This window comes from Candidatus Bathyarchaeota archaeon (genome assembly GCA_026014725.1).
Lineage (GTDB): Archaea > Thermoproteota > Bathyarchaeia > Bathyarchaeales > Bathycorpusculaceae > Bathycorpusculum.
Genome location: JAOZHV010000029.1, coordinates 141,033 through 166,710, shown reverse-complemented (window position 1 = coordinate 166,710; position 25,678 = coordinate 141,033). Strand labels below are relative to the sequence as shown.

The 25,678-nt window shown below is 43.2% G+C and carries 26 protein-coding genes; 10 read left to right on the top strand and 16 right to left on the bottom strand.

The window, feature by feature from the left end:
* A partial coding sequence (locus NWE95_06890) for a hypothetical protein (protein ID MCW4003619.1) occupies positions 1-693 on the bottom strand: 693 nt, incomplete at its 3' end.
* Between the two features lie 263 nt (positions 694-956).
* Between NWE95_06890 and NWE95_06885 the strand changes: the two genes are divergently transcribed.
* From NWE95_06885 to NWE95_06855, 7 genes are all read left to right on the top strand, one after another.
* Complete coding sequence (locus NWE95_06885) at positions 957-1,652, top strand: DUF4386 domain-containing protein (GenBank protein ID MCW4003618.1); 696 nt, start codon at positions 957-959, stop codon at positions 1,650-1,652.
* Position 1,653: 1 nt separating this feature from the next.
* Positions 1,654-2,145, top strand: coding sequence for a hypothetical protein (locus tag NWE95_06880; protein ID MCW4003617.1), 492 nt, complete (start codon positions 1,654-1,656; stop codon positions 2,143-2,145).
* Complete coding sequence (locus tag NWE95_06875) at positions 2,142-2,606, top strand: hypothetical protein (protein ID MCW4003616.1); 465 nt, start codon at positions 2,142-2,144, stop codon at positions 2,604-2,606. The genes NWE95_06880 and NWE95_06875 overlap by 4 nt, the downstream gene beginning before the upstream one ends.
* Positions 2,603-3,007, top strand: a complete 405-nt coding sequence (locus tag NWE95_06870) for a hypothetical protein (protein ID MCW4003615.1) — start codon at positions 2,603-2,605, stop codon at positions 3,005-3,007. Before NWE95_06875 ends, NWE95_06870 begins: the two co-directional genes overlap by 4 nt.
* A complete protein-coding gene (locus NWE95_06865; protein ID MCW4003614.1) occupies positions 2,997-3,953 on the top strand; it encodes an NAD(P)-dependent alcohol dehydrogenase in 957 nt (318 codons plus the stop codon). Before NWE95_06870 ends, NWE95_06865 begins: the two co-directional genes overlap by 11 nt.
* A 90-nt stretch (positions 3,954-4,043) precedes the next feature.
* Positions 4,044-4,454 carry a DUF6326 family protein gene (locus NWE95_06860; GenBank protein ID MCW4003613.1) on the top strand — a complete coding sequence of 137 codons (411 nt, stop codon included), beginning with the start codon at positions 4,044-4,046 and terminating at the stop codon, positions 4,452-4,454.
* Between the two features lie 61 nt (positions 4,455-4,515).
* Positions 4,516-5,496 (top strand): NAD(P)-dependent alcohol dehydrogenase, encoded by a 981-nt coding sequence (locus NWE95_06855; GenBank protein ID MCW4003612.1) that lies wholly within the window; start codon positions 4,516-4,518, stop codon positions 5,494-5,496.
* 369 nt (positions 5,497-5,865) lie between these two features.
* Here NWE95_06855 and NWE95_06850 read toward each other — a convergent pair whose 3' ends face one another.
* From NWE95_06850 to NWE95_06805, 10 genes are all read right to left on the bottom strand, one after another.
* Positions 5,866-6,819: a hypothetical protein gene (locus NWE95_06850; GenBank protein ID MCW4003611.1), complete on the bottom strand. Its 954-nt coding sequence runs from the start codon at positions 6,817-6,819 to the stop codon at positions 5,866-5,868.
* Positions 6,820-6,961: 142 nt separating this feature from the next.
* Positions 6,962-7,165, bottom strand: coding sequence for a hypothetical protein (locus tag NWE95_06845; GenBank protein ID MCW4003610.1), 204 nt, complete (start codon positions 7,163-7,165; stop codon positions 6,962-6,964).
* 165 nt (positions 7,166-7,330) lie between these two features.
* Positions 7,331-7,456, bottom strand: a complete 126-nt coding sequence (locus NWE95_06840) for a hypothetical protein (protein MCW4003609.1) — start codon at positions 7,454-7,456, stop codon at positions 7,331-7,333.
* Between the two features lie 555 nt (positions 7,457-8,011).
* Entirely contained in the window at positions 8,012-8,560 is a 549-nt protein-coding gene (locus NWE95_06835) for a hypothetical protein (protein ID MCW4003608.1), read from the bottom strand.
* 218 nt (positions 8,561-8,778) lie between these two features.
* Complete coding sequence (gene eif1A, locus NWE95_06830) at positions 8,779-9,084, bottom strand: translation initiation factor eIF-1A (protein MCW4003607.1); 306 nt, start codon at positions 9,082-9,084, stop codon at positions 8,779-8,781.
* Between the two features lie 776 nt (positions 9,085-9,860).
* Positions 9,861-10,976 carry a LamG domain-containing protein gene (locus NWE95_06825; protein ID MCW4003606.1) on the bottom strand — a complete coding sequence of 372 codons (1,116 nt, stop codon included), beginning with the start codon at positions 10,974-10,976 and terminating at the stop codon, positions 9,861-9,863.
* Between the two features lie 323 nt (positions 10,977-11,299).
* Positions 11,300-11,575 carry a hypothetical protein gene (locus tag NWE95_06820; protein ID MCW4003605.1) on the bottom strand — a complete coding sequence of 92 codons (276 nt, stop codon included), beginning with the start codon at positions 11,573-11,575 and terminating at the stop codon, positions 11,300-11,302.
* 223 nt (positions 11,576-11,798) lie between these two features.
* On the bottom strand, positions 11,799-14,825 hold the full coding sequence (gene mgtA, locus NWE95_06815) for a magnesium-translocating P-type ATPase (protein MCW4003604.1): 3,027 nt from the start codon (positions 14,823-14,825) through the stop codon (positions 11,799-11,801).
* 105 nt (positions 14,826-14,930) lie between these two features.
* On the bottom strand, positions 14,931-15,677 hold the full coding sequence (locus NWE95_06810) for an ABC transporter permease subunit (protein ID MCW4003603.1): 747 nt from the start codon (positions 15,675-15,677) through the stop codon (positions 14,931-14,933).
* Positions 15,677-16,603, bottom strand: a complete 927-nt coding sequence (locus NWE95_06805) for an ABC transporter ATP-binding protein (protein MCW4003602.1) — start codon at positions 16,601-16,603, stop codon at positions 15,677-15,679. Before NWE95_06805 ends, NWE95_06810 begins: the two co-directional genes overlap by 1 nt.
* An 84-nt stretch (positions 16,604-16,687) precedes the next feature.
* Between NWE95_06805 and NWE95_06800 the strand changes: the two genes are divergently transcribed.
* Positions 16,688-17,203 (top strand): helix-turn-helix domain-containing protein, encoded by a 516-nt coding sequence (locus NWE95_06800; protein ID MCW4003601.1) that lies wholly within the window; start codon positions 16,688-16,690, stop codon positions 17,201-17,203.
* 14 nt (positions 17,204-17,217) lie between these two features.
* Here the strand turns inward: NWE95_06800 and NWE95_06795 are convergent, their stop codons facing one another.
* The 5 genes from NWE95_06795 to NWE95_06775 all read right to left on the bottom strand — a co-directional run bounded on the left by NWE95_06795 (position 17,218) and on the right by NWE95_06775 (position 22,611).
* Positions 17,218-17,481: a hypothetical protein gene (locus NWE95_06795; protein MCW4003600.1), complete on the bottom strand. Its 264-nt coding sequence runs from the start codon at positions 17,479-17,481 to the stop codon at positions 17,218-17,220.
* A gap of 602 nt (positions 17,482-18,083) precedes the next feature.
* Entirely contained in the window at positions 18,084-20,084 is a 2,001-nt protein-coding gene (locus tag NWE95_06790) for a beta-propeller domain-containing protein (GenBank protein ID MCW4003599.1), read from the bottom strand.
* 74 nt (positions 20,085-20,158) lie between these two features.
* Positions 20,159-20,605 (bottom strand): hypothetical protein, encoded by a 447-nt coding sequence (locus NWE95_06785; GenBank protein ID MCW4003598.1) that lies wholly within the window; start codon positions 20,603-20,605, stop codon positions 20,159-20,161.
* 124 nt (positions 20,606-20,729) lie between these two features.
* The gene (locus tag NWE95_06780) at positions 20,730-21,440 is read right to left on the bottom strand and encodes a Snf7 family protein (GenBank protein MCW4003597.1); all 711 of its coding nucleotides are present in this window, start codon (positions 21,438-21,440) and stop codon (positions 20,730-20,732) included.
* Between the two features lie 355 nt (positions 21,441-21,795).
* Positions 21,796-22,611 carry a hypothetical protein gene (locus NWE95_06775; GenBank protein ID MCW4003596.1) on the bottom strand — a complete coding sequence of 272 codons (816 nt, stop codon included), beginning with the start codon at positions 22,609-22,611 and terminating at the stop codon, positions 21,796-21,798.
* 352 nt (positions 22,612-22,963) lie between these two features.
* Here NWE95_06775 and NWE95_06770 point away from each other — a divergent pair, with 352 nt between their 5' ends.
* Together NWE95_06770 and NWE95_06765 are read left to right on the top strand one after the other, a co-directional pair.
* Positions 22,964-25,423, top strand: a complete 2,460-nt coding sequence (locus NWE95_06770) for a hypothetical protein (protein MCW4003595.1) — start codon at positions 22,964-22,966, stop codon at positions 25,421-25,423.
* A complete protein-coding gene (locus NWE95_06765) occupies positions 25,416-25,607 on the top strand; it encodes a hypothetical protein (GenBank protein MCW4003594.1) in 192 nt (63 codons plus the stop codon). The genes NWE95_06770 and NWE95_06765 overlap by 8 nt, the downstream gene beginning before the upstream one ends.
* The last annotated feature ends 71 nt before the right edge of the window (positions 25,608-25,678 follow it).

The window sequence follows — 25,678 nt, the reverse complement described above, 5'->3', positions numbered from 1 at the left end:
CTTCTTGAGCGCTTGAGTTTTCGCCTCAGCAGAAATTTCCGTCTGATCCAGTCGTGCCAAAGCGTTTCGAACATGGTCAGCGTCCAGGTTGCCTTGAGCATTCTTGTATGGCAGGTGCCTTAGGCTTCTGGGTGTAGTTTTGCCTTGGTCGTCTTTTTGCCCGCCCGCCTCAATATACGCAAAGCAGTCGTCGGGCAGGTTGTTGATGTACTCAGTGTCCCACTCTGCCTCTTGCACGCCCGCTTTCCTTAGTGATTCCAAAACTTGCACGTTGGTCTCGGGAATACCTGGCACAGCCACAAGGCTCAACTCAGCATTATGCAAACCATGCGGCACTTTGCCGTCCACGACATCGACGGCTTCGTAGTCTGCGCCGACGCTGACGTGCTGGATTAGACCTTTGCGGATTTTCTCAGCCGTCTCGTCATCATAAATTTCCGCCTCATACCACAGGTTATGCCCATCCCAATCGGTCTTAGTTACTTTGCCGACAGCGTTGGGCACAGCAACGTGCTCAATGTAGACAGGAGCGCTAGCCAATTTGCTAGTGAAGGCCTGCAACTCCTCAGAAGTGTAGATGTTGAGATTGCGGCTCATGCCCGAGCACATGGCTACGCCGCGAATGCGCAAGGGCTTATCTGTCATAGCCTCAAGAATCTTGAAAGGCAAGAGTGAAGCTACATGCTCCCTCACACGCTTACAATCTTTACAGTCAGAGCTAACCTGTAACATCATAGTCGCCAAGAAACAATCCTCAGACTGAACATTAATGGCTTGAGAGCCTAAACACGATAATATCAAAAACAGGATAATGTAACATTTTGCGTTAAATTAACTGACACTTCGAATTTACACACATGCTCTGACACTAGGTTTACTGGTGTTTGATTTGATACATAAGCTTATATGCGTATTGAAGCAACTAACAGACGGTAAATACTTTTGGGGAAAAAGAGATGACAAATCAAGTTGCGGATTTATCGCCGCGTAAGACCGCAAGAATGGCGGGGCTTTTTTATCTCATTTTTATTTTAACTACTGTCTTAGCCACATATATCCGCGATAATATTATTGTATCCGGAGATGCAGCAGCAACAGCCAACAATATACTTTCTTCTCAGGGGTTATTCCGAGTTGGTTTTATAACCGAATTAGTCTCAGCAACTTTTTTCGTTTTAGCAGCATGGGCGCTTTATGTGTTGTTAAAACCTGTTAACAAAAACCTAGCTTTGCTGTTCTTGTTATTAAACTTGGGCGGCGTTGCCATAGAGTGCCTTAATGCGCTAAATCTATTTGCAGCCCTTCAGTTTTTGAGCGGCGCTAACTACTTAAGCGTATTTCAAACAGGTCAACTGCAAGCCCTGGCAATGTCCTCTCTCGATTTATACACAAATGGTTTTCTACTCACACAGATATTTTTTAGCGCTTGGCTACTTCCCCTTGGCTACTTAGTTTACAAATCGCGCTTCCTTCCTAAATGGTTAGGCTTACTGATAATCCTCGATTTCTTCGGTAATATGAGTTGGTTTTTACAGGGTTTCCTTCTCCCCAACTATGAAATATTACGGTATCCAGGAAATGCAATCAGCTTCATTGCCGAAATTGCTCTCACAGCATGGCTTTTGATTATGGCTGTCAAGGAACAGAAATAAGATGACAACCCCCACTGAAGGGAAGCGCCAAATGTCATCTGGGATTTACAGGAAGACGCTAACATTAGCTCTCGCGGGCGGCTTAGCCTTCTGGGCAGCCACCCTCGCAATTTCTTTAACTCCCACCGCTGCCGATTACAGAGTTGCAGAGTCAATTGCCAGCATCCAATTAGTCTGGATTGGTGGACTTATCATTGGCTTGATTATGGCAGGCATCATCAGCTATATCTTGGTCCGATTTTACTGCAAGATTCCAACAAAGAATCCGATCTTGAAATCGTTAATCCTTAGCTTCATCGCACTTGTAATTCTGCTACTCGTAATCGAGGTTCCCGCAGCATTAAGAACAAGCGACGCCTCGTATTACTTCCTCGTTGGAGTACTGCTTAACGTGCCAAGGTTTCTCGTTTTTGGAATAGTTGTTGGTTATCTATACAAAAAACTGTTCGGATCAGCTGAAAATGTCAGAACAAGAATTGGTGTTGTGACATGAGGGGAAGAGTATATGAAAGATATGCATGGGTGATATTACTAGCTGTTGGGATGCTATGGTTGGTTGTTGGAATCGTTGCTGTATTCCAGCCCGAAGGAATATTTGAGGCGGATGCCCAAGCTGTCACGAATCTGCCTTGGAGTGACCTTAAGGCTTCGAGCCCTGAGGCGTCTAACTTTGTCATCTTCGTCTATGGGCAAATGGGGCTGCTCAAGATAAGTTGGTCACTGTTCATATTAGCTATAACTCTGACGGGTTATCGTAGGGGAGAAAAATGGGCTTGGTACATGATGTTACTAGCTCCTATCCTTCTGGTAAGCGATGCAATTTTCAGCGTTGTCTTCATTGGCGACATCAACCAAGTACTTCAGTTTATCCCAATTACAACCATAACGATGATTGGGCTTCTTCTGCCCTACAGGATGTTCTTCCCAAAGAAACCATCGGATGTGCAACAATGAACATAAAACTGGTATTAAGTGTAGCGTTTGCAGTTGTTGCTTACTTTTTAGGCATCGTAGCCGACGCGAATCATAACGGAAATACACTGCTTTATCCCGCCGCATGTTTCTCTAAAATATTCCTTTTCTTGGCAGCCATTCCGCTTGCTAACTCTGCTGGCAAAAGCATTAGAAAACAGTCTAACGCAACTGGAATTCCTGGTTTAAGGTTCACAAGCTGGATCCTTTATGGTGTTGCAATAGTTCATTTTGCGTTTTTCTTTATGTGGCCCACTATTGCAAGCGGAAACACTCAGCTCCCAGACGGAACGATAACGGTAGATGCCACGGTTTTCCTTATGGCGTCAATGTTCATGATTGCTGACGCTTATAATTCAATTAAAACTAAAACTGGAGTGTAAAAAAGAAACGAAAGTAGCCGTTTACGAGAAATATGGACCACCCGAAGTTCTAAGCCTTAGAAATGTGGAAAAACCAGTTCCAAAAGACAACGAAGTACTAATAAAAATTCACGCTACAACTGTTGCAGCGGGAGACATACGTATGCGAGGATTCAAAGTCCCAACGAAGTTTTGGCTCCCTATGCGGTTCGCTTTAGGTTTAACAGGGCCAAAAAATAAAGTCCTTGGGATGGAAGTTTCTGGGGTAGTCGAGTCAATTGGTAAAAATGTGGACAGATTTAGGGTTGGAGATGAGGTTTTAGCTGCAACTGGCTTTGGCGGGGGATATGCAGAGTATATTTGTCTTCCAGATACAGATGTGGTGGGAAGAGTAGTTATAGAGGTTGCAAAGAAACCAGCAAATTTGACTTTTGAGGAGGCTGCTGCTGTTCCCATTGGCGGTATGACTGCGCTGGGTTTTCTTAGGAAGGCAAACGTAAAGAACGGACAGAAGGTCCTTGTGTATGGCGCTTCGGGAAGCGTTGGCACCTTCGCCGTTCAGCTTGCTAAAAATAACGGGGCACAAGTTACTGGCGTATGCAGCACCGCTAATTTGGAGTTAGTCAAGTCTTTGGGGGCGGATATTGTGATTGATTACGTCAAAGAAGACTTTACCAAAAATGGTCAGAGGTATGATTTGGTTTTTGATGCAGTGGGCAAAATATCGATTTCACAGGCAAAGGGGTCGCTGACAGAAACCGGGGTCTTTCTCTCAACTTGGGGGAACCCAGGCATGGAGCCAAATGATTTGTCAACACTTGGCGGTCTAATTGAAGCTGGCAAATTAAAAGCAGTCATCGATAGAACGTATCCCTTGGAGCAAATTGTCACGGCTCACCAGTATGTTGAAGCTGGACACAAGAAGGGAAATGTAGTCATAACTATCGAACATAATAACCGACCTTAACATGCCTCATCCTCCGAGCTTGCGCTAACCGTTCCATAAGTCTTAAATAAAAAACGACAGCATACTCGTCATCTAACCAACACCGGGGGAATTAAGACTATTCTTGAAGACGTTAAGATAAATGTTAAGTTTAAGCTTTCAGCATTATGGGTAGCTTTAATGTTTTTCTATTTATATAACGATGTTTTCGGATTCTATAGGCAGGATATAGTAGAGAACGTACTATCAGGAGAAATAGCGCTTAATCAAGTGTTTTTGTTTGGAGCTGCAATATTAATGGCAATTCCGATTTTTATGATTTTCTTGTCCCTGGCATTGCCAGCTAAAGTGAATCGTTGGGTAAACATCATTGTGGGTATAGTCTATGCTGTTGTTTTGGTTCCTGCACTTCTTGTACCAGGAGAGACTTGGGCTTATTATGTATTTTATGAGATTTTGGAAGTTGTATTTATTGTACTAATTGTTTGGCATGCATGGAAGTGGCCTAAACAGGAAGGTTAGCCTTCTCCATCTTTTTTCGTATCTATATATGACTCAAATAAAATATTATTGAATGGTTGAAATGAAGGCAATAGTCTGCACAAAATATGGATCTCCAGATGTTCTTCAACTTAAAGACATAGAAAAACCAACTCCAAATAACAATGAAGTACTAATAAAAATATATGCGGCTTCTCTAAATGTAGAAGACCTGGATTTCCTTAGAGGAAGGGCATGGTCTGCTCGTTTCTTGGGTCCTCTAAAACCAAAATACAAAGTACTCGGATTTGACATAGCCGGTCGAGTTGAAGCGGTTGGTACAAACGTAAAGCAATTCCGTCCGGGTGATGAGGTATTTGGGGACTTATTCAATTATGGGTTTGGCGCTTTTGCTGAGTTTGTATGCGCCCCTGAAAAAGCTTTAGCATTGAAACCAGTTAGTTTGTCATTCGAAGAAGCAGCAACAATACCCTCAAGAGCAATAATTGCCCTCCAAGGTCTTCGCAATAAAAGACGGATTCAGCCAGGACAAAAGGTTCTGATTAATGGCGCTGGCGGTGGCGTAGGTCCATTTGCAGTCCAAATTGCGAAGTACTTTGGAGCTGAAGTAACTAGTGTGGACAATGCAAAAAAGTTGGACATGCTGCGTTCGATTGGTGCAGACCATGTTATCGATTACACTCAGGAAGATTTCACAAAAAATGGGCAACATTATGACCTGATTCTTGATATTGCAGGATATCATTCGATTTTCGATTATAGGCATTCATTAAGTTCCAATGGAATTTACTCTTTAGTTGGGGGCTCCAGATTTACAATTTTCCAAACTTTGTTTCTAGGTCCATTAATTTCATTGGTTGGTAGTAAGAAGATGAGTCTTATGGCTTGGAAACCGAATAATAAAGAAGATTTGGATTTTATAAAAGAGCTTATTGAATCTGGCAAATTAGTTCCGATCATAGATAGACATTACCCGTTAAATGAGGTTGCTGAAGCTTTCCGGTATTTTGAAGAAGGACACCCACGAGGAAAAATTGTAATAACTATGGAACATATTAACTGAACCTGACAAAGCAAACTTGTAAGAAAGCGGGTCTGCCAGATTCAAGTTGTTGGCTATCTATAAAAAAGGCTGCACGGATTAGAATTCGCTAAGAAATAGAGTTAGAAAAGGATTTTCGTACTGAAGCGTTTGGTCTTCAGCCATTACGCTCCTTACGAACCTATTTTCTTTTGAGGTTATCAACAAACGACAAATCTGCCCTTGCTCGATCAAGCTTTCTGAGCGCAGTCTTCCGTGCACGATAAACATTAGGTGTTTCTATCTTTAACTTCTTGGCAATTTGATAATCATTCAAGCCCTCGGCATATAGCTGTAAAATCTTTCGCTCCCGTTCAGTCAACGCCAATCCTAAAACCTCCCACTGCAATTCTAAGAGACATAGCCTTTTCCTCCATCAACTGAAGCCTTAGAAACATCTGGATTGTCCTCAGAATCCGCAAGCTTGCACAGAACCTCAGCAACCTTTGCTAAGTCGTAACCCATCTTGTCTAGCTTAGCTATGCTGCCTGCAATTTTCTCCAAATCGTATAAGACATTACCCATTTGTCCCTCCAGCTTTTTCAGCCGCTCAGGCATCAACAAATACTCAACCGCAGCATCCCGACCAAGATGATCAAGTTCACCCTCATCTTCTCCTAGACTGTCATCAATAACCCTTTTAGGAGTGCTCACGGTGAAGTAGCGGTTTAGCAAATTCGCAACTGGGTCATCGATGCCCAACTCGTGGCGCTTGTTAATCTGCCCCTCACCCAACACGCAGCCGTACTTGCTGGACAACCCTTTTGCGACTCGGTCAGCCAAATTTTTAGCCAAAGTCACAAGCTCCCCCGGACTGCGACCGTACAACGTTTCAACGTGCACAATCCAAGACGTCGCCGTATGCCTAACTTTGACGCCCTGCTCCAAACCTAAAAGCGCCGTCCAATTCTGCATTTCAACCCGCCGAAAATCACCCAACGGATAAACGCCCTCACGCAAAATCGGAAACTTGAAAAAACACCGATGCAAGCGGAAGATGCCGCTGCTAAAGAGGACGCCCTCACATGATACGAGAAAATTTTGACCCCGCTCCGTCAACTCGTAGTCCACGAAGCTGCTGCGTTTCAACCGGCGGATTAAGCCTGCCTTCTCCAGCTTGCCCACATAGTAGGCTACGTGCTGTTTGCTCCATCCACGGGTGCGCCCAATCTTTGCAGGATACATTTTCACCTCTATACCCTTGAGGATTGGCAGGACTCGGCTGCGTACGGTATTGAAGTCAAATTTGACTTTTGACTTTGAAAACGCAAAATTTTGACTTCTACCAACAGGTTCCTCCGCCACCTTACTCAGCTCCCTACAAAGTTCTCGCAAACAGTCGACAATGCTAGACGGTTGATTGTGTTCTTGCCATTCATGGTTGGTTCGGTGCAGCGGCCACACCAAAAAACACAGTCGACACAGGCGGACGGCTCTAGCACGGTGGTCATGGTGTTTCCTCCAACAAAGCCTCTGAAGGAAGATACTTCACCAAAACAGGCGAAGCGTTCTTTGTGCCCCGAATAACTTTCACACAGTTAAAAGAATTCACCTCAACCGTGCCAATGTGGAGTTGCCCCCGATAAAGCCAAACATAAAGCTGCCCGTCGTCCCCACGGCGATAAACAACACTCAAAGAGTAATCTTTCAATCAGAAACCTCCTTAACAAATGAAAAAAAGGGAGAGTTGCCACGAAGAAACGATATATTGGGTGGGTTCACAAGACGACTAGGGTAGGAACAAATCCCAGCGGCCCCACCACTTCTGTTTGTTGCTGGATAAAATTGGGAGAAAAAATGTGGGGGGGGAAGTATTTTAGTTGTGTAGTTTGTTTCGTCTGCTAAGGGCTATTGGGATAGCGCTTGCAGTGATAAGCAGTAGCATGGTTGTTAGTGTGTACACTTCAGGTATCACCATGCCCTCTATGCTTGAATCTACCAAGGCGCGCCTCATGATATAGGAGCAAGGTTTGGTTGAGGCCTAGAGTGAGAGTAGTGGTTTTTGTTTTTTTAGTTGTTGTTGAGTGGTGTTGTTGTGTACAACATCAAGTGGCGGGTTATGTAGCGGGTTGTGTTTTGGTTTTTGGGTTTGTTTTGGGCGCTGTGTTGGTTGTGGACGCCCCACAAGCAGTATAGGCAGTCGAAAGTGTTGAAAAAAGGTTTTTGACTGTTTAACAACCAAAATTCTCTTGTTGGATAAGGTGATTTATAGTTAGGAATTAATTGACGGCTTATTTTGCCTTTTGCGCAGTACCTGTTGTTTAGTAAGCTTATAGTTTCCCCTTACCCTGCAAATTTTGCCCTGCGTATTTTTGTAAAACTTTTTTCCTTTAGTTTTCAGTTTCTCTTTTCTCTTCACACATCAAACCCCCTACGTTCTTCTAACCGCACTTTGGCTGCCATAATAGCGCACGCTACTACCCTCATTGTACGTATTAAACATGTTACATCAAAATAATAAGCGGTTGTATGTTTTGTTTTATTGATGAATAGGTTGCTAACTTAAACTTGGTTTATGTTTTAATGCCAAAGCAAGTTTGAGGTCATTTTTCAGCAATCCAGACCATCCGTGTTCAAAGTGAAAAGAGGCATTATCTGACAAAGACCTTATCTCACAAGAATCAGAGCCCTTCTTTACTTGGCAATCCGATTTTGTTAACGGAACTTTGCCGCACTTTCCTAGGCATTGAGCATCAACGCAAGTAAATATCGCTCGATATAGATTCTCAACATTGTAAAGTGGCATATACTCGTCAGAAACACGTTGAATTTTTTCTTTGATCATCTCCTGAACTGCGCTGTCATTAAACCGTTTTCCAATTAAAATTGCAATGTCATATGCTTCACGTTTGATAACCCGCACCATAGCCTTAACATCGTTTACATCTATACTTTCGTTTCCTTGAGTCTCCAAAGAACGCAAAAGCACTTTCTTGTCAGAGGCATCAGAGGCTGTAACATCTGTACAGTTAGCATTTGTTCTTGTTTTGATGACCTTGTAACCTCGAATAGCAACCATAAAGTCACTTTTTTCTAAAGCACTCATACTTTATTCTCACCTCAATTATTGTTATTAATTCAGAGTTCGCCAAGATCTATCTCTTCAAACATGAAATCTTTAAGGCGTAACTTTCCATCTTTAATTTCCACTTTATAGCTTGCCTCACAAACTGGGCAGCTAACCAATTCGCCGTCTGTTAAGCCTTTTTTTATGAATGTGTTGCCGCATTCAGTGCATTTCAGGATAATTTCTCTTTTCCCCTTTTACATAGTTAGATAATTGTGGTTTCTAAGCCAATCCGACTGGTTTCTTCTATACCGCCAGAAAATGTCTCCCCGACTTTCACTTTGGAAATCCCAAGGAGAAACCAACACAATGTCGCCCTCTCGTATCCAAACGCGCCTTTTCAGTTTCCCTCGGACTCGACAAAGTCGCTCTTTTCCATCCTGACATTTAACCATAATTCTGTCGGCACCAAGCATTTTCACTGCTATGCCTAAAACGTCATTAGGGGTGGGCAAAATCATATTATCGAGACTGCCCTCATTTGTTACTTTTCTTTTACCCATTCTTACACCAATTTGGCTCAAGCCAATTTAAATAATCAGAATAATCAGGAGAAAAGTAAACTGCGGTAGCGGTACTCTTCCTCTTAAGAATTCCAACTCTCTATAAAATATGTTAAGCCCTATATTAGGGTATGCATATGAAAAAACCGTTTTATGCTTAAAATTGCCAAAGAATTCAAAATCACGTTTTTTTCGTAAAAAAATAACATGTTCTTTTTCCTTTAAAAAAGGAATTTCATTTTAAGCTTTATTAGTTAGGAAAATGTAATGGTTAGGCTGAAGAGTTTCTCTTATCCAATTGGTAAACTAATCGAATAACTGATTCTTTTCTAAACTCAAGAGAGGTAAAACGCTATGTGTATGTTACGGGCAGGTTTAGTTAAAAATTGTCGGAGATGTAAATCATCAGTTCGACTCAATTGTATCTACCGAAAAAAGTCCAGTAAGAAAACTTATACAAATACTATTAAAAAGAAAGACTCTAAGCAATAGCACCCTGCATTTTTTAGGGGTGAGCCATTTTGAGCAGACCTAACCAAAAACGGTTTGAAAGGACAGAATGCAAAAGCTGCATGTACAAAGATAGCCCTTACTGCTGGCACCATTGCCCATACAACCTGTGGAAAACGTAATAAAAAGCATCACTTCTCAATGCCGATATTACTGATTGCTCACAGTAATCCTGTTTTCAGGAAGATGCACAACCCCTTGTTATACCTATCTTCTTGCTCAATCCTGATAAAGTATCATAATTGCCGCTGTCGCTATCAGTATGGTTACGGAGAGGTGTTCTGGAAGAAAGAGACCATACGTAACCGGCACCGAGGTAATTTATCCAAAAGAAGAATCGGTTCCACAAATGCCAGGCTTAGACGTTGAGATACTCCGACACTGCGTGAGATACGAGATATTCTGAGAAACAAAAAAGCAACCCTTGACGGTTTTTTACATTTTATTTTTTGCATGATTTTTCTCTTGAGTCCGAGCGCACTAACCAATAATGTTGCAATTACTAACAATATGATAGTAAATGCTGGGAATTCTGGGATATCGGGGGTAGCGGAAGGGCTTGCACTTGGAGAAGCCGTAGGTGTTGGTGTTGCAGGCGGGTCAGGCGTTGCCGTTTTAGTAGGTAAGGGGTGTGAAGGCGTTAATGTTGGACTAGACGAAGGTTGGGGGTCTGCGTCTGAAATTTCTAGTACCACGTTAGCTATTGCAACTTCTTGTTGCCCTGAGCCGTCACTCCACCAGTTCTCGCCTATCCCTGAAATTAGGCTGATGTGGTGTGTTTTATCGGTGAATTGCTGTTGACTGGCACTAATCACCACAACATCATTAACTGTTAACGCTACTTTGCATGCTGAATTGTCAATCGTTAAAGCAATATGATACCATGTATTGCTAACTGGGGTGGAATCTTCTGTTTGGAATAAGTATGTGTAGGTGAGGCTTCCGCCTATCCATAAAGACCAGACGCTTGAACCATCGATTCCAACGCAAAAGTTACCACTATTGCCGCTCATGTCTGAAGAATCACAAACATAAAGGAAAAACAGTGCGCCATTCCCTTGTGGGCACCCATTAGGAATTTTTGAAAAGTAGACGTATAGTGTGGCAGTTATTGTACTATTGACTGTGGAAACAAATGCTTCCGTTTTAACGAATGAAAAAGTGTAAGTACCAGCCACAGGAGTCGGAACAGTAAAACGCGCTATGCCATTGCTGACCGCTTGGCTTGAGTCAGGGCTGACGTAAGTCTCTGACCATTTAGCGAAGTTTCCTGTTGAGAAATCATCAGAAAACACGGTTGTGGCGGTTGCAAGCCGTGAATAGGCAAAGAATAGGAAAGCGATGAGCAATAAGGCAAGAAGCACTATAGCTATCTTATTCATTCGCTCTTACCTTCCAATTTGGTTGATAACTAACTTTGGTTTTGCACCAGAGCAATAACCGCCATATAGAATAACAACCACTCCAGAGAGCCAAAAGCCCTATCACATGTTACCTCCAGAAAAAAGGACAAGAAATTAAAAGTGCAACAATGATTTAAACAAAATGCCAAGTTAACCCTTGACTTAGAAAGGAGGCAGTTGTATGCTTCGCCGCAGTTTATGGAAAGATGGATTATGCTTGCTTTTATGGAAAGGATGAGGCGTTCCGTAACTGGGTTAAAGAGTTGTTTCTCTATTTCTGGGAGAAAGCAAAAAAGCCAAAGTTACTCATTTGCTTGTTCCAAAACTGTTTTGCTGTATATTATATTGCTTATTCTATTCTCTTCTTCGCTGGGCTCAAAGTTTCGGCACTTGGTTTTCTTGATTTCTAATTTAAGTTTACATTCATGAATCAACTTGACACTAACTATCTTTATGGTTCCCTCAGACCTAAACCACACTGTGCATTGTCCATTCTTTTCTTTAACAACAGCCACTATGCTTGACTGGAAATCGCCTGTTTTATGGATGTATTCCTTGATGGTACGGTTTTTCGGCACCAAAATCTTCATTTTTAAAGTGCTATGCTTGCAGTCCCAACAAGTATGTGACAAATTTGACCTACCAATTCCCCGTTAATCCACAGCGGCAAATAATGGTTTTTGAGAACACTAATTTGCTCGCTTGTTAAACGCAGTTGACAAAAAAGAGCGCTGTTTTGTTAAGTGTACTTGCGTGAAACGTTTTTTGCTTCACACACAATAGCTGTAGCGTGCGCCCTTATCATGTTGTCAGTGGTTCTTGGTATTCTTCGTTTACTTCTCCGTGCTTATTTAGGAGCGTAGCTCTTATTTTTCGCCAATCTTCTAGTAGCGTCGCCCACATGGGTCCTTCGATAATGCTTGTCTTAACGTATTCTCTGAGTGATTTTTCACGCTTAATTGTACGTTTGTTCCAGTCAACATTGATTAATCCAGAACGCCTCAGGTACTGGAGGTTTCTTGCCATTTGATTTGAGTTAATCGGAGAGGGCAAGGCGCTGTTCAAATCGTCAGTTAAGGATTCGATTGAGAATTCATCCTCTGAGCGCAAGCTTATGGCTGCAATCATCTCCTGCATCAACTTTGCCGTTCGTGTGATATAGAAAGCCCTCTTTGGCACCAGAACTTGTTCAAGGCGGTATGAGTGCCTCTTGTAGAACCAGCCTTTCACAATTTCGGCTACTAACAAGTATGCACCCAGCAGAAGGGCTAAAGCAGCGTAGAATAGCGGTGGAGGCGCCACAAAACTGAACACTTCGCCAAGCGGAGTGAAGGGTACCAATAAAGCGAATGTAATAATGGCGATGCTGCCGATTACTAGGTATTTGCTTGGGCGGCTTCTCCAGAATGGTCGCCTTGTTCTAATGACAAAAACCACTAGGGTTTGTGACACCAATGATTCAATGAACCATGCGGTTTGGAATAAGCGCTCAGGATAGGTTGGGTCGGATAAGAGGGCAACTGGTATGATGGGTAGAAATGCAAAAAGCATCATAAAGAAGGTCAAGAAATCAAACAGTGAACTGACTGGACCTAGCGATATCATGAATTTACGTATGAAAGTGATGTCCCAACGTTTAGGGCGCTCGACGTATTCTTCATCCACTTTGTCCGTGGTGATTGTGGATTGTGAGAAATCGTAGAGTAAGTTGTTTAGCAGAATCTGCACTGGGAGCATGGGCAAGAAAGGCAAGAATAAAGCGGCGCCTGCAACGCTGAACATGTTACCGAAGTTAGAGCTAACTCCAATCATGATGTACTTCATGGTGTTGCCAAAGGTTTTGCGTCCTTCCAAAACTCCCTCTGCCAGCACGGTTAAGTCGTTTCTGGAGAGGATGATGTCAGCGGATTCTCGTGCCACATCAACCGCATTGTCCACTGATATACCGACGTCGCTGGTTTTCAGTGAAGGAGCATCATTAATGCCGTCGCCCATGTAACCGACAACGTGACCGTTTCTCTTAAGCAGAGTAATTATGCGGTCTTTTTGGACAGGGTTGACGCGGCAGAAAATGTTTGCTTCTTCAACCACTGCCATCAAAGCTTCGTCTGGCATGTTGGCTATGTCGGTTCCAAGAGCCATACCCTTAACTTCAAAGCCCAGTTCCTCACAGACTTTTCGTGTAACCAATTCGTTGTCTCCTGTGAGAATTTTAAGTTCGATTCCTGCTTTGGTTAGAAGTTGGATTGATTGTTTGGCGGTTTCTTTGGGCGGGTCAAGGAAAGCTACAAAGCCCAAGAACACCATATCGGTTTCGTCATTTATTGAGTAGACGGCTTTTTCTTCTCTGAGGCGCTTGTAAGCGACACCTAAAACCCTGAGTCCATCAGCGCTGTAGTCGTGATATTTCTGCTCAATACGCTTCCGCACTTCTTCAGTTAGGTCTGCAACTACTTTGTTTAGCTCGTAGTAAGAGCAGACTTTGAGAATCTCTTCAGGAGCGCCTTTGGCAATGAAATATCTTTGCTGATGGCGCTCCACAACGACCGAGACGCGTCTTCTTATAAAATCAAACGGAACCTCATCTATCTTTACATATTTCGATGTGTCAATTTCTTTATGTTTTAGGATAGCCTCGTCCAGTGGGCTTTTGAGTCCTGTTTGGAAGTGGCTGTTTAGAAACGAATAGAGGAAGACTTTCTCATCCTCTTTTCCTTCCATGTCCACGTTTAGGATAAGTTTGATGCGGTTCTCCGTAAGCGTGCCAGTCTTATCGGTGCACAGAACGTTCATGCTACCGAAATTTTCTATGGATGCAAGACGTTTCACGATGACGCCTTTCTTAGACATAGCCATGGCGCCTTTGGAAAGGTTAATCGTTATAATCATGGGCAAAAGCTCAGGCGTTAACCCAACAGCCAAAGCCACTGCGAAAAGCAGAGCCTGCACTACTCCAGTTTCGGTGGGGTCACGAAGTGAAATTGTGAGGAAGACAAAGATGACTAAAAGGAAGGTTATTTGCATGATGAGGAAACCAAAGCTTTTGATGCCGCGCTCAAACTCGGTTTCTGGCGGTTTCTCGATGAGTTTTTTAGCGATTTTTCCATACTCGGTTGAACTGCCCGTTTTAACGACAACCGCTGTGGCTGTTCCGCTGACCACGGAGGTACCCATAAAACAGTAGTTGCCCCAGTCAACAACCCCGCCTTCCTTGCTCTTGACTGCGCCAGCAATTTTCTCTACAGGGAACGATTCACCTGTTAACGCTGACTGATTAACGAACAAATCTTTAGCGGTTATGACGCGAGCGTCTGCGGGAGCAATATCTCCTGCTGAGAGGTAAATTATGTCTCCGGGGACGATTTCAGGGAATTTTATTTCTTGTTTAACATTGTCCCTTAGTACTGTGGCAGTTGTGGTGACTTTCTGTTTCAGAAGTTCAGCGGCTTTTTCAGCCTTGCTCTCCTGATAATAATCAAGGATGACACTGATGAAAATGATAGTTAACACAATAATCATGTTAGCGTATTCCTGAAGTAAACCCGAGATTATGCCTGCAATCAAGAGAATTATAACAAGAGGACTTTTGAAGTGCAAAAGAAACTCTTTGATGCCTGAATGTTTGTGCGCACGCGCAAGTTCATTTCGACCGTAAATTTCAAGGCGTTCCTCTGCCTGTTCAGAGCTAAGTCCCTGGTGGGATGTGCCAAGGCGTGTCATGATTTCTTCTGTTGAAAGGCTCAACAGTTCTTCAGAGGTCAAGGTAGGCTTCAGAGTGGCGACTGCCGTGCTGTTTGAATTGTTGCCGTTTTGTGTCGCTTTCGCCATTAGCCCTGCCCTCTTAAATCGTAGCTAAATCCCAGCTTCCTTAAAGGGATTTCTCAGCTTAGATGCCTAGAAGCCTGAAAAGTGTATTTTAAATTTTAGAGGGGGTTATTTCCATTTAGTGAGGATTTCTTCTCTTCTAAACGTTGCCTTGCTTAAGTAAAATAATGCTATGTCTGCGACTGCTAATGCTACCGTGACGCCTATGGCAAGCAACAGCGATGTTGAAACTATTGAGCCGAGGAGCACCACAAAGATTAGCGGTAAAACTACTATGCCGCCTAATTGTTGAGCTGCTCGGATGTCGCTGACTTTTGAGGATACTATGATGTTGGCTTCTACACTCATGATGCAAGCTAAGGGCGTTATAACAAACATCATGAGTGCCCAGTACAAGTTTGGTATTAGGATAATTCCAAGCGTGCTATACGACCAGAAGTCAATTATGGGCACGAAAATCGCGGCCGCTAAGTACGTTACTGCCATGCAAGGCACAAAAGAAGCTAAGCTTTTTCCTAGCAATAGTTCGCCGTCTGTTGTCGGTGTTGCCAGTAGGGGTTCTAGGCTTTTTTCTATTTTTTCGCCTACGATGCTGTAGGAAGCGATTATCGAGGGCAAAATAGCGGGTATGAGAACAAAATACATGGTACCAAGATTCGCGATTTGATATGCTGTCTGCAAAAGTTCTTCATGTGCAAGTTGTTCAGCTCCAGCACCTATGGCAAATATGAAAACTGTCGGTAAAACTACTCCTAGCACTAAAGGCATAGCTATTAGCGAGTAGAAGACATACTTGTTTCGCCTAATCACGCTCAAGTCTTTTTTAGTTACAATCCATGATTTCCAAAAACGCATTACGCTGAAACCTCCTTAATCAACTTTAAGTAAACATCCTCAAGCGAGGAACGAAGCTCCGTCACATATTGAACATTGCCGCCTGCTGCCACCACCGCTTTGACCACTGCAGGATTATCCCGTTCAGGGTCATCCATATCCAAAATCAACTTGTTATCTGAAACGCGAGCCGCCTTAACTACATTCAAACGTTGCACAGCGGCTAAAACTGCATCGGTCATATTTTGTAAGTGAACAATCGTTTTCCGACTATACAGGCTAAGCGACAAGTTTCTTGGGGAATCTACGGCGATTAGTTTGCCTTTTAGAATTGCTATGCGGTCGCAAAGTCGCTCTGCCTCGCTAAGGTTGTGGGTATTGATGAAAATTGTACGTTTCTCTTTCTTGAGTTCTAATATGAAATCCCGAACAGTTTTTGCTGCCTCAGGGTCTAGGTTGGCTGTAGGTTCGTCCAAAAACAGCAACTGCGGGTCATGGATCAGTGCACGTGCAATAGCAATTTTCTGTTTCATACCCTTACTAAAAGTTCCCACGGTGTCTTCTCTGCGCTCCCAAATGCCCAGCAACCGCAGTAACCGCTCAATATTGCCTTTTCGCGTTTCTTCTGGAACCTCATAGAGTTGCCCGTAAAAATCAAGGTTCCTATAAGCGCTTAAACTGTCGTATAAGCCAACATTTTCTGGCAGGAACCCAACCATTTTTCTGATTTTCATGCAGTCTTCTTCATTGCTGATGTTGTAGCCGCTGATTGTGGCTTCACCGCTGGTTTTGCTGATTAGGCAACATAGCATGCGTATGGTCGTGGTTTTTCCTGCACCGTTAGGTCCAAGGAAACCGAAAACCTCGCCTTTTTCAACATGAAAGGTTACGTTGTCTACGGCTGTTAGGTTGCCGAATGTTCGGGTTAGGTTTTTGGTTTCAATCATGCTGTTCACTGCCTGTTGGCTCTTTTGTTCTTGTGGATTAAACTGCGAATAACTATTTAAGTTAGTTGATAACGCTTTCATTTTATGAAACTGGTTAAATTCCTAGACCAAAAAGGCACAATACTTGTTCTTGACCCGCTCAACCAAACACTTCTAAAAAACCTCGTTATGTCAGAATCATCTATTTCTGAACTTGCAACGAAGCTCAACTTGCCCACCCTCAAACTTTGGAGAAGAATGCAAAAACTGCTAAAAGCCAACTTGATTGAAGTAGTTAGAACCGAAAAAGTCGGCAACATCGAAAAAAAATTCTTCCGTGCCACAGCCACAGGATATATTCCTCAACATCAGTTCCTCGAGTTTAAACCTAAAGACGCAAACCTGCAAGAAGCCTTTCGAATTTACACTGAGATTCAAAACAAAATTGCCCTGAAGATTTCAGCGCTGGGCGAAGTGCCAAATGGCGTTGACCCAATCGACTTTGCCCTCTTTGCAAGCATACAGGCATTTGCCCAAATCTGCACTGAACCGACAACACGGATAGCGATATCAAAAATAGAGGAGAATCTGAGAAATTTCAAAAATAAGGCAATAGCTTGAAAAACGGAATCCGTTTAAGGTTTCTCGTATTTGGATTCTTCGATTCGTTTCCGTTCAAGCTCTTCCTCAGTTAGTTCGAGCGCAACTGCTTCTTGTTGCCGTTCTTGCGGAGGCCAAGTAATGGGTTCTTTTACTGACGAGTAAAAGTTGGCAAAGCTTCTCTTTCCGCAAGCGGGACATTTCACATAATGATACGGACCAACATGTGGTGAAATTAATGCGTCACCGAACCCTCTCTCGTAAACGTTTTGGCATTTCTTACATTTAATCCTGACCATATTTGTGCCATCCAATTTAGTTTAAGCTAAATATGGTAAAGGCAAATAAGTATTTTAATTTAATTGAAACCGTTTTCACTTAGTGAAAATAAAAGGCACGACAAAACAACCAACCAAAAAGCGTATCAGGAAAAGGTGCCGTTTGGCAAACTACCCCTAACAGCCGTAAAGGATGCCCAAATATACAAATTTGGGAGCCTAAGCCCCATAGTGCATAACTGGGAACAGAGCCTTGAAACGACTGCAGGTTTGCTTGCCAAACAGCTCTTTTTTCCGGCAATTTAAGCTAATTGGTTTTGTGAAAAATAAGAATTTGTGGTAGTATAAGAACAATCACAGCAGAATCATAGATTGAGAAGTCAGGGCTTCTTGCATTTTTCAGATTTGAATATTTGCATCCTGATAGTCAGCCTATGCAGAAAACCCATAGGGAGTCAGGTGCGCCGAGCCTATTTGCTGCCTATTAGAAACTCATTGCAGAAACCTATAGGGGATAGGTGCTATTGGCGCTTTTTCAAGCCAAAAGTAACCTACGGTTGGTTGAAGAAAAAATAACGTTAGGAGTAAGTAAACCGTTTACAACCAAATAAAAGAAAGAAGGGTTAATTTAGGTTGATTGTTGTAATTTCTGTGAGGTTAGTTAAGCTGTTGAGTTTTACTTGAGCATTAGATATCGTGTAAAGCGTGTTGCCGATGTAGAGTGCTCTTTCCACCTGTAGGTTGTAGTCGTAGAGGTAGATTGTACTTGCGTTTGTGTTAGTTATGTGCGTGATTCCGCCTCTATACTCAAAACCGCCTGACGCCGTCAACCTAAAGACGTACGCGCCTTGCCAGTAGGAACCCTGCGAATAGTCGTATACTTCTTTGCCGCCTAGGCTGCTACCAGAGTCGATTACACCATATTTTGTAATGGAGACTGGGATGACGAGCAGTTCCTTTTGCTTGTTAAACAGGAATGCTTTAGGTTCGTAGAGTGCTTGCGAGTCGGTGTAATCACCCTCTATTATGTATTTTGCGATTTCAGTAGGTTGGTTAACGTTTGATACGTCAAAGAGCGATAGCTTCACTGTATTGTTTTCTTTGCCTAAGCCAATCATGTAGTTTTCATCGTACGGATGTAGGTAGCTTGAGTATCCTGGGATTTTAAGCTCCCCTGCAACCTTCGGGCTAGCTGGATTTGAGAGGTCTATGACGAAGAAAGGGTCTACTTGCCTGAAGGTTACAAGGTAAGCTTTGTCTCCGATGAACCTTGAGCTGAAGATACGCTCATCTTTTGCAAGGTTTTCTAGACGACCGACGATGCTAAGGTTCATGTTTAGGACGTAGATGTTGTTCATTGATGTTGGTTCTTCTGCAAGTGGTCCTTTAAACGGTCCACCTGTAGAACCCCACGTTGTAGCTACCCTGAAATATCCTTGGTATTCATCCATGGAGTACTGATTAAGAAGGTATCCTGGAACGTTACCTTGAGTTTCGAACGTTAATTGGCTTCCATTGATGCGCACTCGGTAGACAGAAGTGTACTGTCCTCCAGGGGTATAAGTTGGGTAAGTTACGTAGATGTTTTGTGTAGAAACGTACATTGTGCTGGTTCCGCCCATCAGGATAGTCATGTTTGTTGGCTGCTGTGTGGCGTCCATGATGTTTAAACCCACAAAAGTCGTGAAAGTGAAATAGTTATCAACTGTGTCCTCGGCGTAACGCACGCTTGTAGGTTCAATAGGTGAAGTAACGGTTTTTTCGCAGACAACTGGAAGTGTCACAGAATTATTCGTTACATATGCGGGTTGGCTTACGACGGTGTAGACGTAGTTGTTTATCATTCTGGAGTTGAAGTAGCTTCCGCTCATGGTGAAGTTGCGGAATAGAATGGGGTTAGCCTTGTTTGAAATGTCATAAACGTTGATGAACGTGAACACATCGCTTTGGTACGGCATGAGCATTGCGCCAGTGGAGCGCTCGGTGTCATAAGTGTAAATTTGGTATTTGCTGGCTAAAACCACCAGTTTGGTGCTGTCTTGGCTAAGGAACATGCCCGCTGGCTGCGTATTGTTTGCAAGGGTTATTTTTGAGACAACTTTAGCGTTTTGCGGATCAGCATTTATTATGTAAATTGAATTGCCTGTTTGCCCCGCAGAATCCTGTGTCATGTAAAAGCCAAAGTTTTGAGCGTTAGATATCGCGTAGATGTATTTGCCGTCTGTTTTTACGGTGTCTGCTTCGTCGACTCCTTGGACTTGGATGTTAGTTGTTGAATAAGAAGAATCAACCGCGTAGGTTGGAGCTGACTCCAAGTTTTTACCGCCTGTTACACCAGGAGCACCTTGAATATGAGCAGGAACTGGGCCTCTTTCACCGAAGAATTGACTATCCAATGGTCCGCCTACATAGGATTGCTGTCCCTGCGTTTTAGCTGACAGAAAAGTTGTCAGCGCCTCAAGAGATGAGAAAGTTTTCATGCCCAAAACAGGGGGTGTTTCTGAGGGGGGGAAGACTTGGGGCACTGAACCCATAACGTAAATCATTGATATTAGCACTAAGGCTGAGAGTACGGCTACTGTTCCGTAGATTTTGGTTTTCTTTTTGACTTCTTTTTGTACCATGCTTTTTTCTCCTGCTATAGGGTTACTGTGGCTGTTTATTTTATGCTAAGCACGCGAACAGACTGTTCTACTAGTTAGAATGGTCTCATTGCCCAAACTCGATAGGCTTCGTACCAGAAGATTGCGCAAACGATTGCTCCGAATGTGAGTATGAATAGGTTATCGCGGGTGAAACCGCTGAATAATACCAGTAAATATGCGGCGTAAAACACTGTTGAGAACAGGGCATAGAAGAAGAATCGTGGAAACAGCAGTTTACCTAACTTTACATAGTGCCGCAAGACGCCAATCTTTACTTCGCTGACAAGGCTATAGTGTCCGCCGATATCTTGCTTTTCAACCAGCCCAAGTTCACGTAGTTGTTCTAGATGGTGAAAGGCTATGCTTGGGCTGCTAAAGTGCAGGGCACGTTGGACTTCGCGGACGCCTGCGGGGTTGCCGTTTTTTAGTAGGAACCAGTAGACTTTCCAAGCTTTGCCTCGTAGTGCGTATTCGAGTTCTGTTTCGCTGTTCGCGTTCAACCAGTATGTCCCTGTGGACACATAGCATCGTATGAAGCATATAAGTCCAACTTTTAGAACAGCCTGCTCGCTTCGTTTTTGTGTTAAAGAAAGGAAAAAAGAAGGTGGAAAAGAGAAGGGTTGTTTAGGTTTGTGTCTTGTTGCTTGCTGTGCCTGTTGCCATGCCCGCTGGCAGGTCTGGGAAGTTTGCGCTGACTCTTTGTTCGGCTACTGTTGCGGCTTCGGCTAGGATTTTTGAGGCGTCTTCGTTTACGTTTTCGAAGTTTAGTGACATGCCGCTTGATGTGCCTGCTTCAAACATTAAGCCGCTTAGCATGTTGCCGATGTCTCCTAGTTCGCCTTCTGCTTCTGGGAGTACGCCGCCTATGCCGTTGCTGATGCTGCGGAGTACGCCGATGCATGGTCCGAGTGTTGTGACTACGTCGCCTAGTTCTTGTACGGTTTTGATTCTTAGTGAGACTTGGTCTAGTGCGAGGCGTGCGTTCATGATGAGTTTGCTCATTTTTCGGAGTTCAGCTAGTTCTGTGGCGTATATGTTGGCGTGTGCTTGGTCGTGTTGTGTGTAGGCGTCGACTAGTTTGGCGAATAGTGTGCGGTCTTTTTGTTGGAAGCGTTCGTTTGTTTGGTCTAGTTTGTTGATTTGCAGGTCTAGTTTTCTGACTGCTGCGTCTAGGCGTGGTTTTAGTGGTGGTGGGGGTTGGACGGTGTCTTTTATTGTGTTTAGTATGTTGTTTTCTTCTCTTTTTGTTTCCCATTTTTTAGCGAATCGTTCAGACATGTTAGTATCCTCTTTGATTGCGTTACGGTGGATTTGGTACTTAATTGTTGCTAACATGCTGGTATATACGTTGAAGTTTTTTTCTAGTAGTAGTTGATGAAGGTGGGTCTTAGTACAACATCAACCTATAGGTTGCAGAGAACGTTGCTTTTTGGTGTCTGGATTTAGTCTGGGTTGCTTTTTGGTTGTGGACGTTGCACAAGCAGTGCTGGGCGGCTTGGACGTTTGTTTGTGTGTGAAGGCTCAGCGAGGAGGGGGTAGGCGCTGTATATACGGTTTGTATATACGTTTGTATATACGCAAGAAACCTGCTGATTTTGGAGAAAGAAGGAATAATCATAAACGAGTACCGCGTGAAGGTGAGGCATGGTAAAGTTCGGGTTTTGCGGCTAAACAGGAATAATCCCAAAACTCAGCTTCTGATTAAAGCCCTAAAGATGCTAGATTCTTGATCGAGTGCGGTCTTTATGCTTCTCTTACGCAGATAAAGCACTACAAAAACCAGCAAAACAGCAATAACACCTAACAAGACAACGGTTGTAACCTGCATCCAATCCAAATCTGACTGAGCTACGCTTGGAGAATCAGATGGACTGGGGGTTGTAGTTGGATTTTGTGAGGTAATTGGTGTTGGCGCTGTCTCGGTGATGGTCAAGGTTTGGGTGTTAGTCCAGCCGCTTTTTTCACCAAAGAAGTACCATGGAGCCATGCCACCTTCAACAACTCGATGTGTATATCCTATCATTGCTTCCACTTGGAAGTCTACTTCGGCTCTTGGAGGAAGCGTTATATACATTCCCCGTGAAGTCAGCTTCAAACCAGCACTAGAAGAGTATTCTCCTTGATTGGAATAAACGGTTTCAGAACCTTCATCTCTTGGCAGGAAACCGTTTGATGGACTATAGATTTCATGCCAGTCTTGCTCATAGTGGCCCTTCCAACGAATGTTATAAAAGAAATAGGCGGTCCAATTTGATGTTCCCTCTGTTACTGGAAAGGGTGTGAAGGGCTCGTTTTTTATCCTAATCTCTATAGTTTTAGCTTCCACATGCGAGCCTGCATAAGTTATTGTTCGTCCTGTGAAGGGGTCAATGGTGCTAATTGGCAGTATGTCATAGGAAGAATCAAAAAGTTTTACAGTGAATTCCGGAACAGAAGGCTTGGTAATTTCTGAATTTATAGGTCTAATAAATATGAGACTTGACAGAGTTAATATAGCGATAGGCATTAGACCAACAATATACTTTCGCATGCTTTATTTTATGAAAGCTTCGCAAATAAATAAGTTACTGCAAAGCGCTGTAAACTACTGTTAATGAGTATTTTGTCTATTAAAAGCATATTCTAAAAAACTTTTTAATTAATGCTTTTTTAAAAAATACATTTTTAAATGCTATTTAAAACCACAAAATTGTTTAAATTACAAAAATACAAGTGATTAGTTGATGATCAAAAATGTTAGAAAACAAATCAGAACCAAACAACGGCTGGGACAACCATATGGCTCAGCCTTTAAACAAAGGAAATTTTTTTAGAGCATTCCCCTTTGAATCAGAATTAAGCGAAAGCGAGGTGAGAACATGGTAGATGGCGGTCCTTGGGATAATGCGACAATTAACAATTTGCTACACATGATAGCACCAAATAGCGCTGACGAGGTTTTACTCAAAGCAAGTTATTTGCCATATCCTACTGCAAGCGGCATACTCATGATAAACAGAGGAGTCGGGGCAATTAAAGATGTTTCATGCCTTGGAAATCTAAGTTCTGAAAGCCCAACAGTACTCCATTTTGCTAGCGACAACTACACTTTTTGCATTAATACCGATATTGGAAAACCAGTGAAAGTAAACGATGTTGAATTACCTCATACGGTTTTATTTGATTACGATAATGATGCTAGAAAATGGTGGCTCAGTAGACCATACGACAATATTAGCAATGGCTCAACGCTAACCCTCGGTGGCACTCCAGCTGGCACTGGCTCAGGTATCGTAGATCAGACTGTTATGAACACAGGCGGTGGTGCTGTTATGATCGGTCGCTCTTATGAACAGTATAGTGATCCACCTAGAATTTGCCTAACAAATGGCGATACCCTCTATATAACTGCTGGATCTTCAATTCCAAATGGTATAGATGCTGTAACTGCTAATTTAAAAGTTAAGGATTTGACTACCACAGGCAATGTAAGTGTTCACGGTGACCTAAATGTTGAGAGTGAAATTGGTCCTTTAACGCTTGCTGATGATAATTCAATCAAGCCAAACACTGACGGGCACTCAAGTCTCGGTGAGTCGACAAAAATGTGGGGCAATGTTTTCACTCGCAGCATTGTTGTAGGCAACTATACTGCGCATCCGACGAATTACATGACGTTTTACGATGATGGTACTGGCTTAAACTTGGTTATGACGACAAGCCAATCTACAGGCGGCATATTGCCTGCATCGGGAAAGCAGTTAAATCTCGGTTCATCAAACCAAAAGTGGAATGCCGTCTACTGCTCAAGCCTCACAGCAAGCAGTATTACTGCAGTGACAAGCCCCCTCACAATAAATAGTGGGGTAACAATTAGCGGCAACGCAAACATCTCTGGGTACGCACAATTCAATAATAATGCTAGATTGACTTGGGTAGACAGCACTACCTTAGCTGTAACAGACGTAAACGGTGTCACAGCGAACGCTGGTTTGGATGTCGGATCAGTATTCGTCAATAACCTTCAGCCATTAAACAGTGGAAGCCCAGCAGGCATAAACATTAACTGTCCACTAAATATTGGTGGAAGCAGAGGCTCTTCAGGACAGGTTCTAACAAGCAATGGTTCAAGCTCAAGTCCAACTTGGCAAAACATGCCAGCACAACAGTGGACAGCCGGTACAGTATCGAGCGTAACTACACCATTAACCATATCAAGCAATGCACTAAGTCTACCTCAGGCCAATGGCTCAACAAATGGCTACCTTAGCTCAGGTGACTGGAACACCTTCAACAACAAATACGGGTCGGGCTCAACCCCCACATTCAACGGCATAAGCATGAACGGCAACATCATCCCAACAGTTGCAGGCTCACCCTCAGCAGGATACTATTGCGGCTCAAGCTCGTATCCATGGAAGATGGTGGACACCTACTACTTATACGCCAACACAATCAACGCGCTTTCAGGCAGCATCGTAAACATGGCATGCACACTGGCTTTCGGCAACAACCCATTCACAATAACAAGCACCAGCACCATAACGAATCTCTGCGCAGACCTGCTTGATGGGCAACACGCTTCATACTACCTGAACGCTTCAAATCTAAATGCAGGCACAGTCCCAACAGCACGCATTCCAACGATTACCTCTGGCATGACCAACTTTGCTAATCAAACTGTGACTACAACAAGCGATCCAGAATTCAACTCAGTTAAAGGCAATTATAGTGGTGGAGCAGTTAAAGCAGGAAACTATATCACGCTGAGTTGGGATGCAACATATTCAAACATAACAGCCCATAACAGACACTTATTGCTAAACACCGATTCAGGCAAATACGTAAAAGTTTCCCGTGACTTACAAGTTGGCAGCACACTTTCCACAGGCAGCTACGCGGTCATCGGTGGAAACATAACACCTTCAACTGGAAATTCTTATGATTGTGGCAATGCAACTTATTATTGGGCTAAGTCGTATGCTTGGACAGTTTACGGTCACCAGTCGGGTTATTTTGATGCGTATGATGACTTGGCAATCGTGAAGCAATGGGGAGAGAAAAACCCAACAATCGGTAATGACTATGCAACTGATAAAATAAAACCGCCTACAACCGACCCCTTCTCAATTTTAAAGGGAGCATATGACGAAGTGGGTGGAACAGGCGAGTTTTTCAACTATGGCAAAATGCACAGCTTCACTTTAGGCTGCGTTAAAACGCTTGCGAAAAAACAGGATGAAAACGAAGCAAGATTCCTTGCCTTGCTAAACGAGGTTGAGGCGCTCAAAAAGGAGATCTCCGTGTTGAAGTGCGGCGAGGTGAGTGTGGATGACTGAAAAACAAAGTCAGGTTTTACCTTCGCATGAGTTGCAGCAACAGGTTGGCATGCTGAACCTGCGCATCAACGACATGATGACCCAGCTCAACGTTGTCATTAAGCTGATGATGGACGAGAATTCAGCTTTAAAGAAAGAGAATGCAGAGCTGAAAACTAAACAGGAAAAAACAAGCAAGTCCTAAACTTGCTTTTACCCCTTTTTTATTTTACAATTTTTAATTCCTGTGCCAGTCTTGCAAGGTTTGGTAAGACT

Bases quoted from the DNA above. Each gene is read 5' to 3' on its own strand.
- NWE95_06885 (MCW4003618.1), top strand. From the start codon at position 957: ATGACAAATCAAGTTGCGGATTTATCGCCGCGTAAGACCGCAAGAATG.
- NWE95_06880 (MCW4003617.1), top strand. From the start codon at position 1,654: ATGACAACCCCCACTGAAGGGAAGCGCCAAATGTCATCTGGGATTTAC.
- NWE95_06875 (MCW4003616.1), top strand. From the start codon at position 2,142: ATGAGGGGAAGAGTATATGAAAGATATGCATGGGTGATATTACTAGCT.
- NWE95_06870 (MCW4003615.1), top strand. From the start codon at position 2,603: ATGAACATAAAACTGGTATTAAGTGTAGCGTTTGCAGTTGTTGCTTAC.
- NWE95_06855 (MCW4003612.1), top strand. From the start codon at position 4,516: ATGAAGGCAATAGTCTGCACAAAATATGGATCTCCAGATGTTCTTCAA.
- NWE95_06835 (MCW4003608.1), bottom strand. From the start codon at position 8,560: ATGAGTGCTTTAGAAAAAAGTGACTTTATGGTTGCTATTCGAGGTTAC.
- eif1A (MCW4003607.1), bottom strand. From the start codon at position 9,084: ATGGGTAAAAGAAAAGTAACAAATGAGGGCAGTCTCGATAATATGATT.
- NWE95_06825 (MCW4003606.1), bottom strand. From the start codon at position 10,976: ATGAATAAGATAGCTATAGTGCTTCTTGCCTTATTGCTCATCGCTTTC.
- mgtA (MCW4003604.1), bottom strand. From the start codon at position 14,825: ATGGCGAAAGCGACACAAAACGGCAACAATTCAAACAGCACGGCAGTC.
- NWE95_06810 (MCW4003603.1), bottom strand. From the start codon at position 15,677: ATGCGTTTTTGGAAATCATGGATTGTAACTAAAAAAGACTTGAGCGTG.
- NWE95_06805 (MCW4003602.1), bottom strand. From the start codon at position 16,603: ATGATTGAAACCAAAAACCTAACCCGAACATTCGGCAACCTAACAGCC.
- NWE95_06800 (MCW4003601.1), top strand. From the start codon at position 16,688: ATGAAACTGGTTAAATTCCTAGACCAAAAAGGCACAATACTTGTTCTT.
- NWE95_06795 (MCW4003600.1), bottom strand. From the start codon at position 17,481: ATGGTCAGGATTAAATGTAAGAAATGCCAAAACGTTTACGAGAGAGGG.
- NWE95_06790 (MCW4003599.1), bottom strand. From the start codon at position 20,084: ATGGTACAAAAAGAAGTCAAAAAGAAAACCAAAATCTACGGAACAGTA.
- NWE95_06780 (MCW4003597.1), bottom strand. From the start codon at position 21,440: ATGTTAGCAACAATTAAGTACCAAATCCACCGTAACGCAATCAAAGAG.
- NWE95_06775 (MCW4003596.1), bottom strand. From the start codon at position 22,611: ATGCCTATCGCTATATTAACTCTGTCAAGTCTCATATTTATTAGACCT.
- NWE95_06770 (MCW4003595.1), top strand. From the start codon at position 22,964: ATGGTAGATGGCGGTCCTTGGGATAATGCGACAATTAACAATTTGCTA.
- NWE95_06765 (MCW4003594.1), top strand. From the start codon at position 25,416: ATGACTGAAAAACAAAGTCAGGTTTTACCTTCGCATGAGTTGCAGCAA.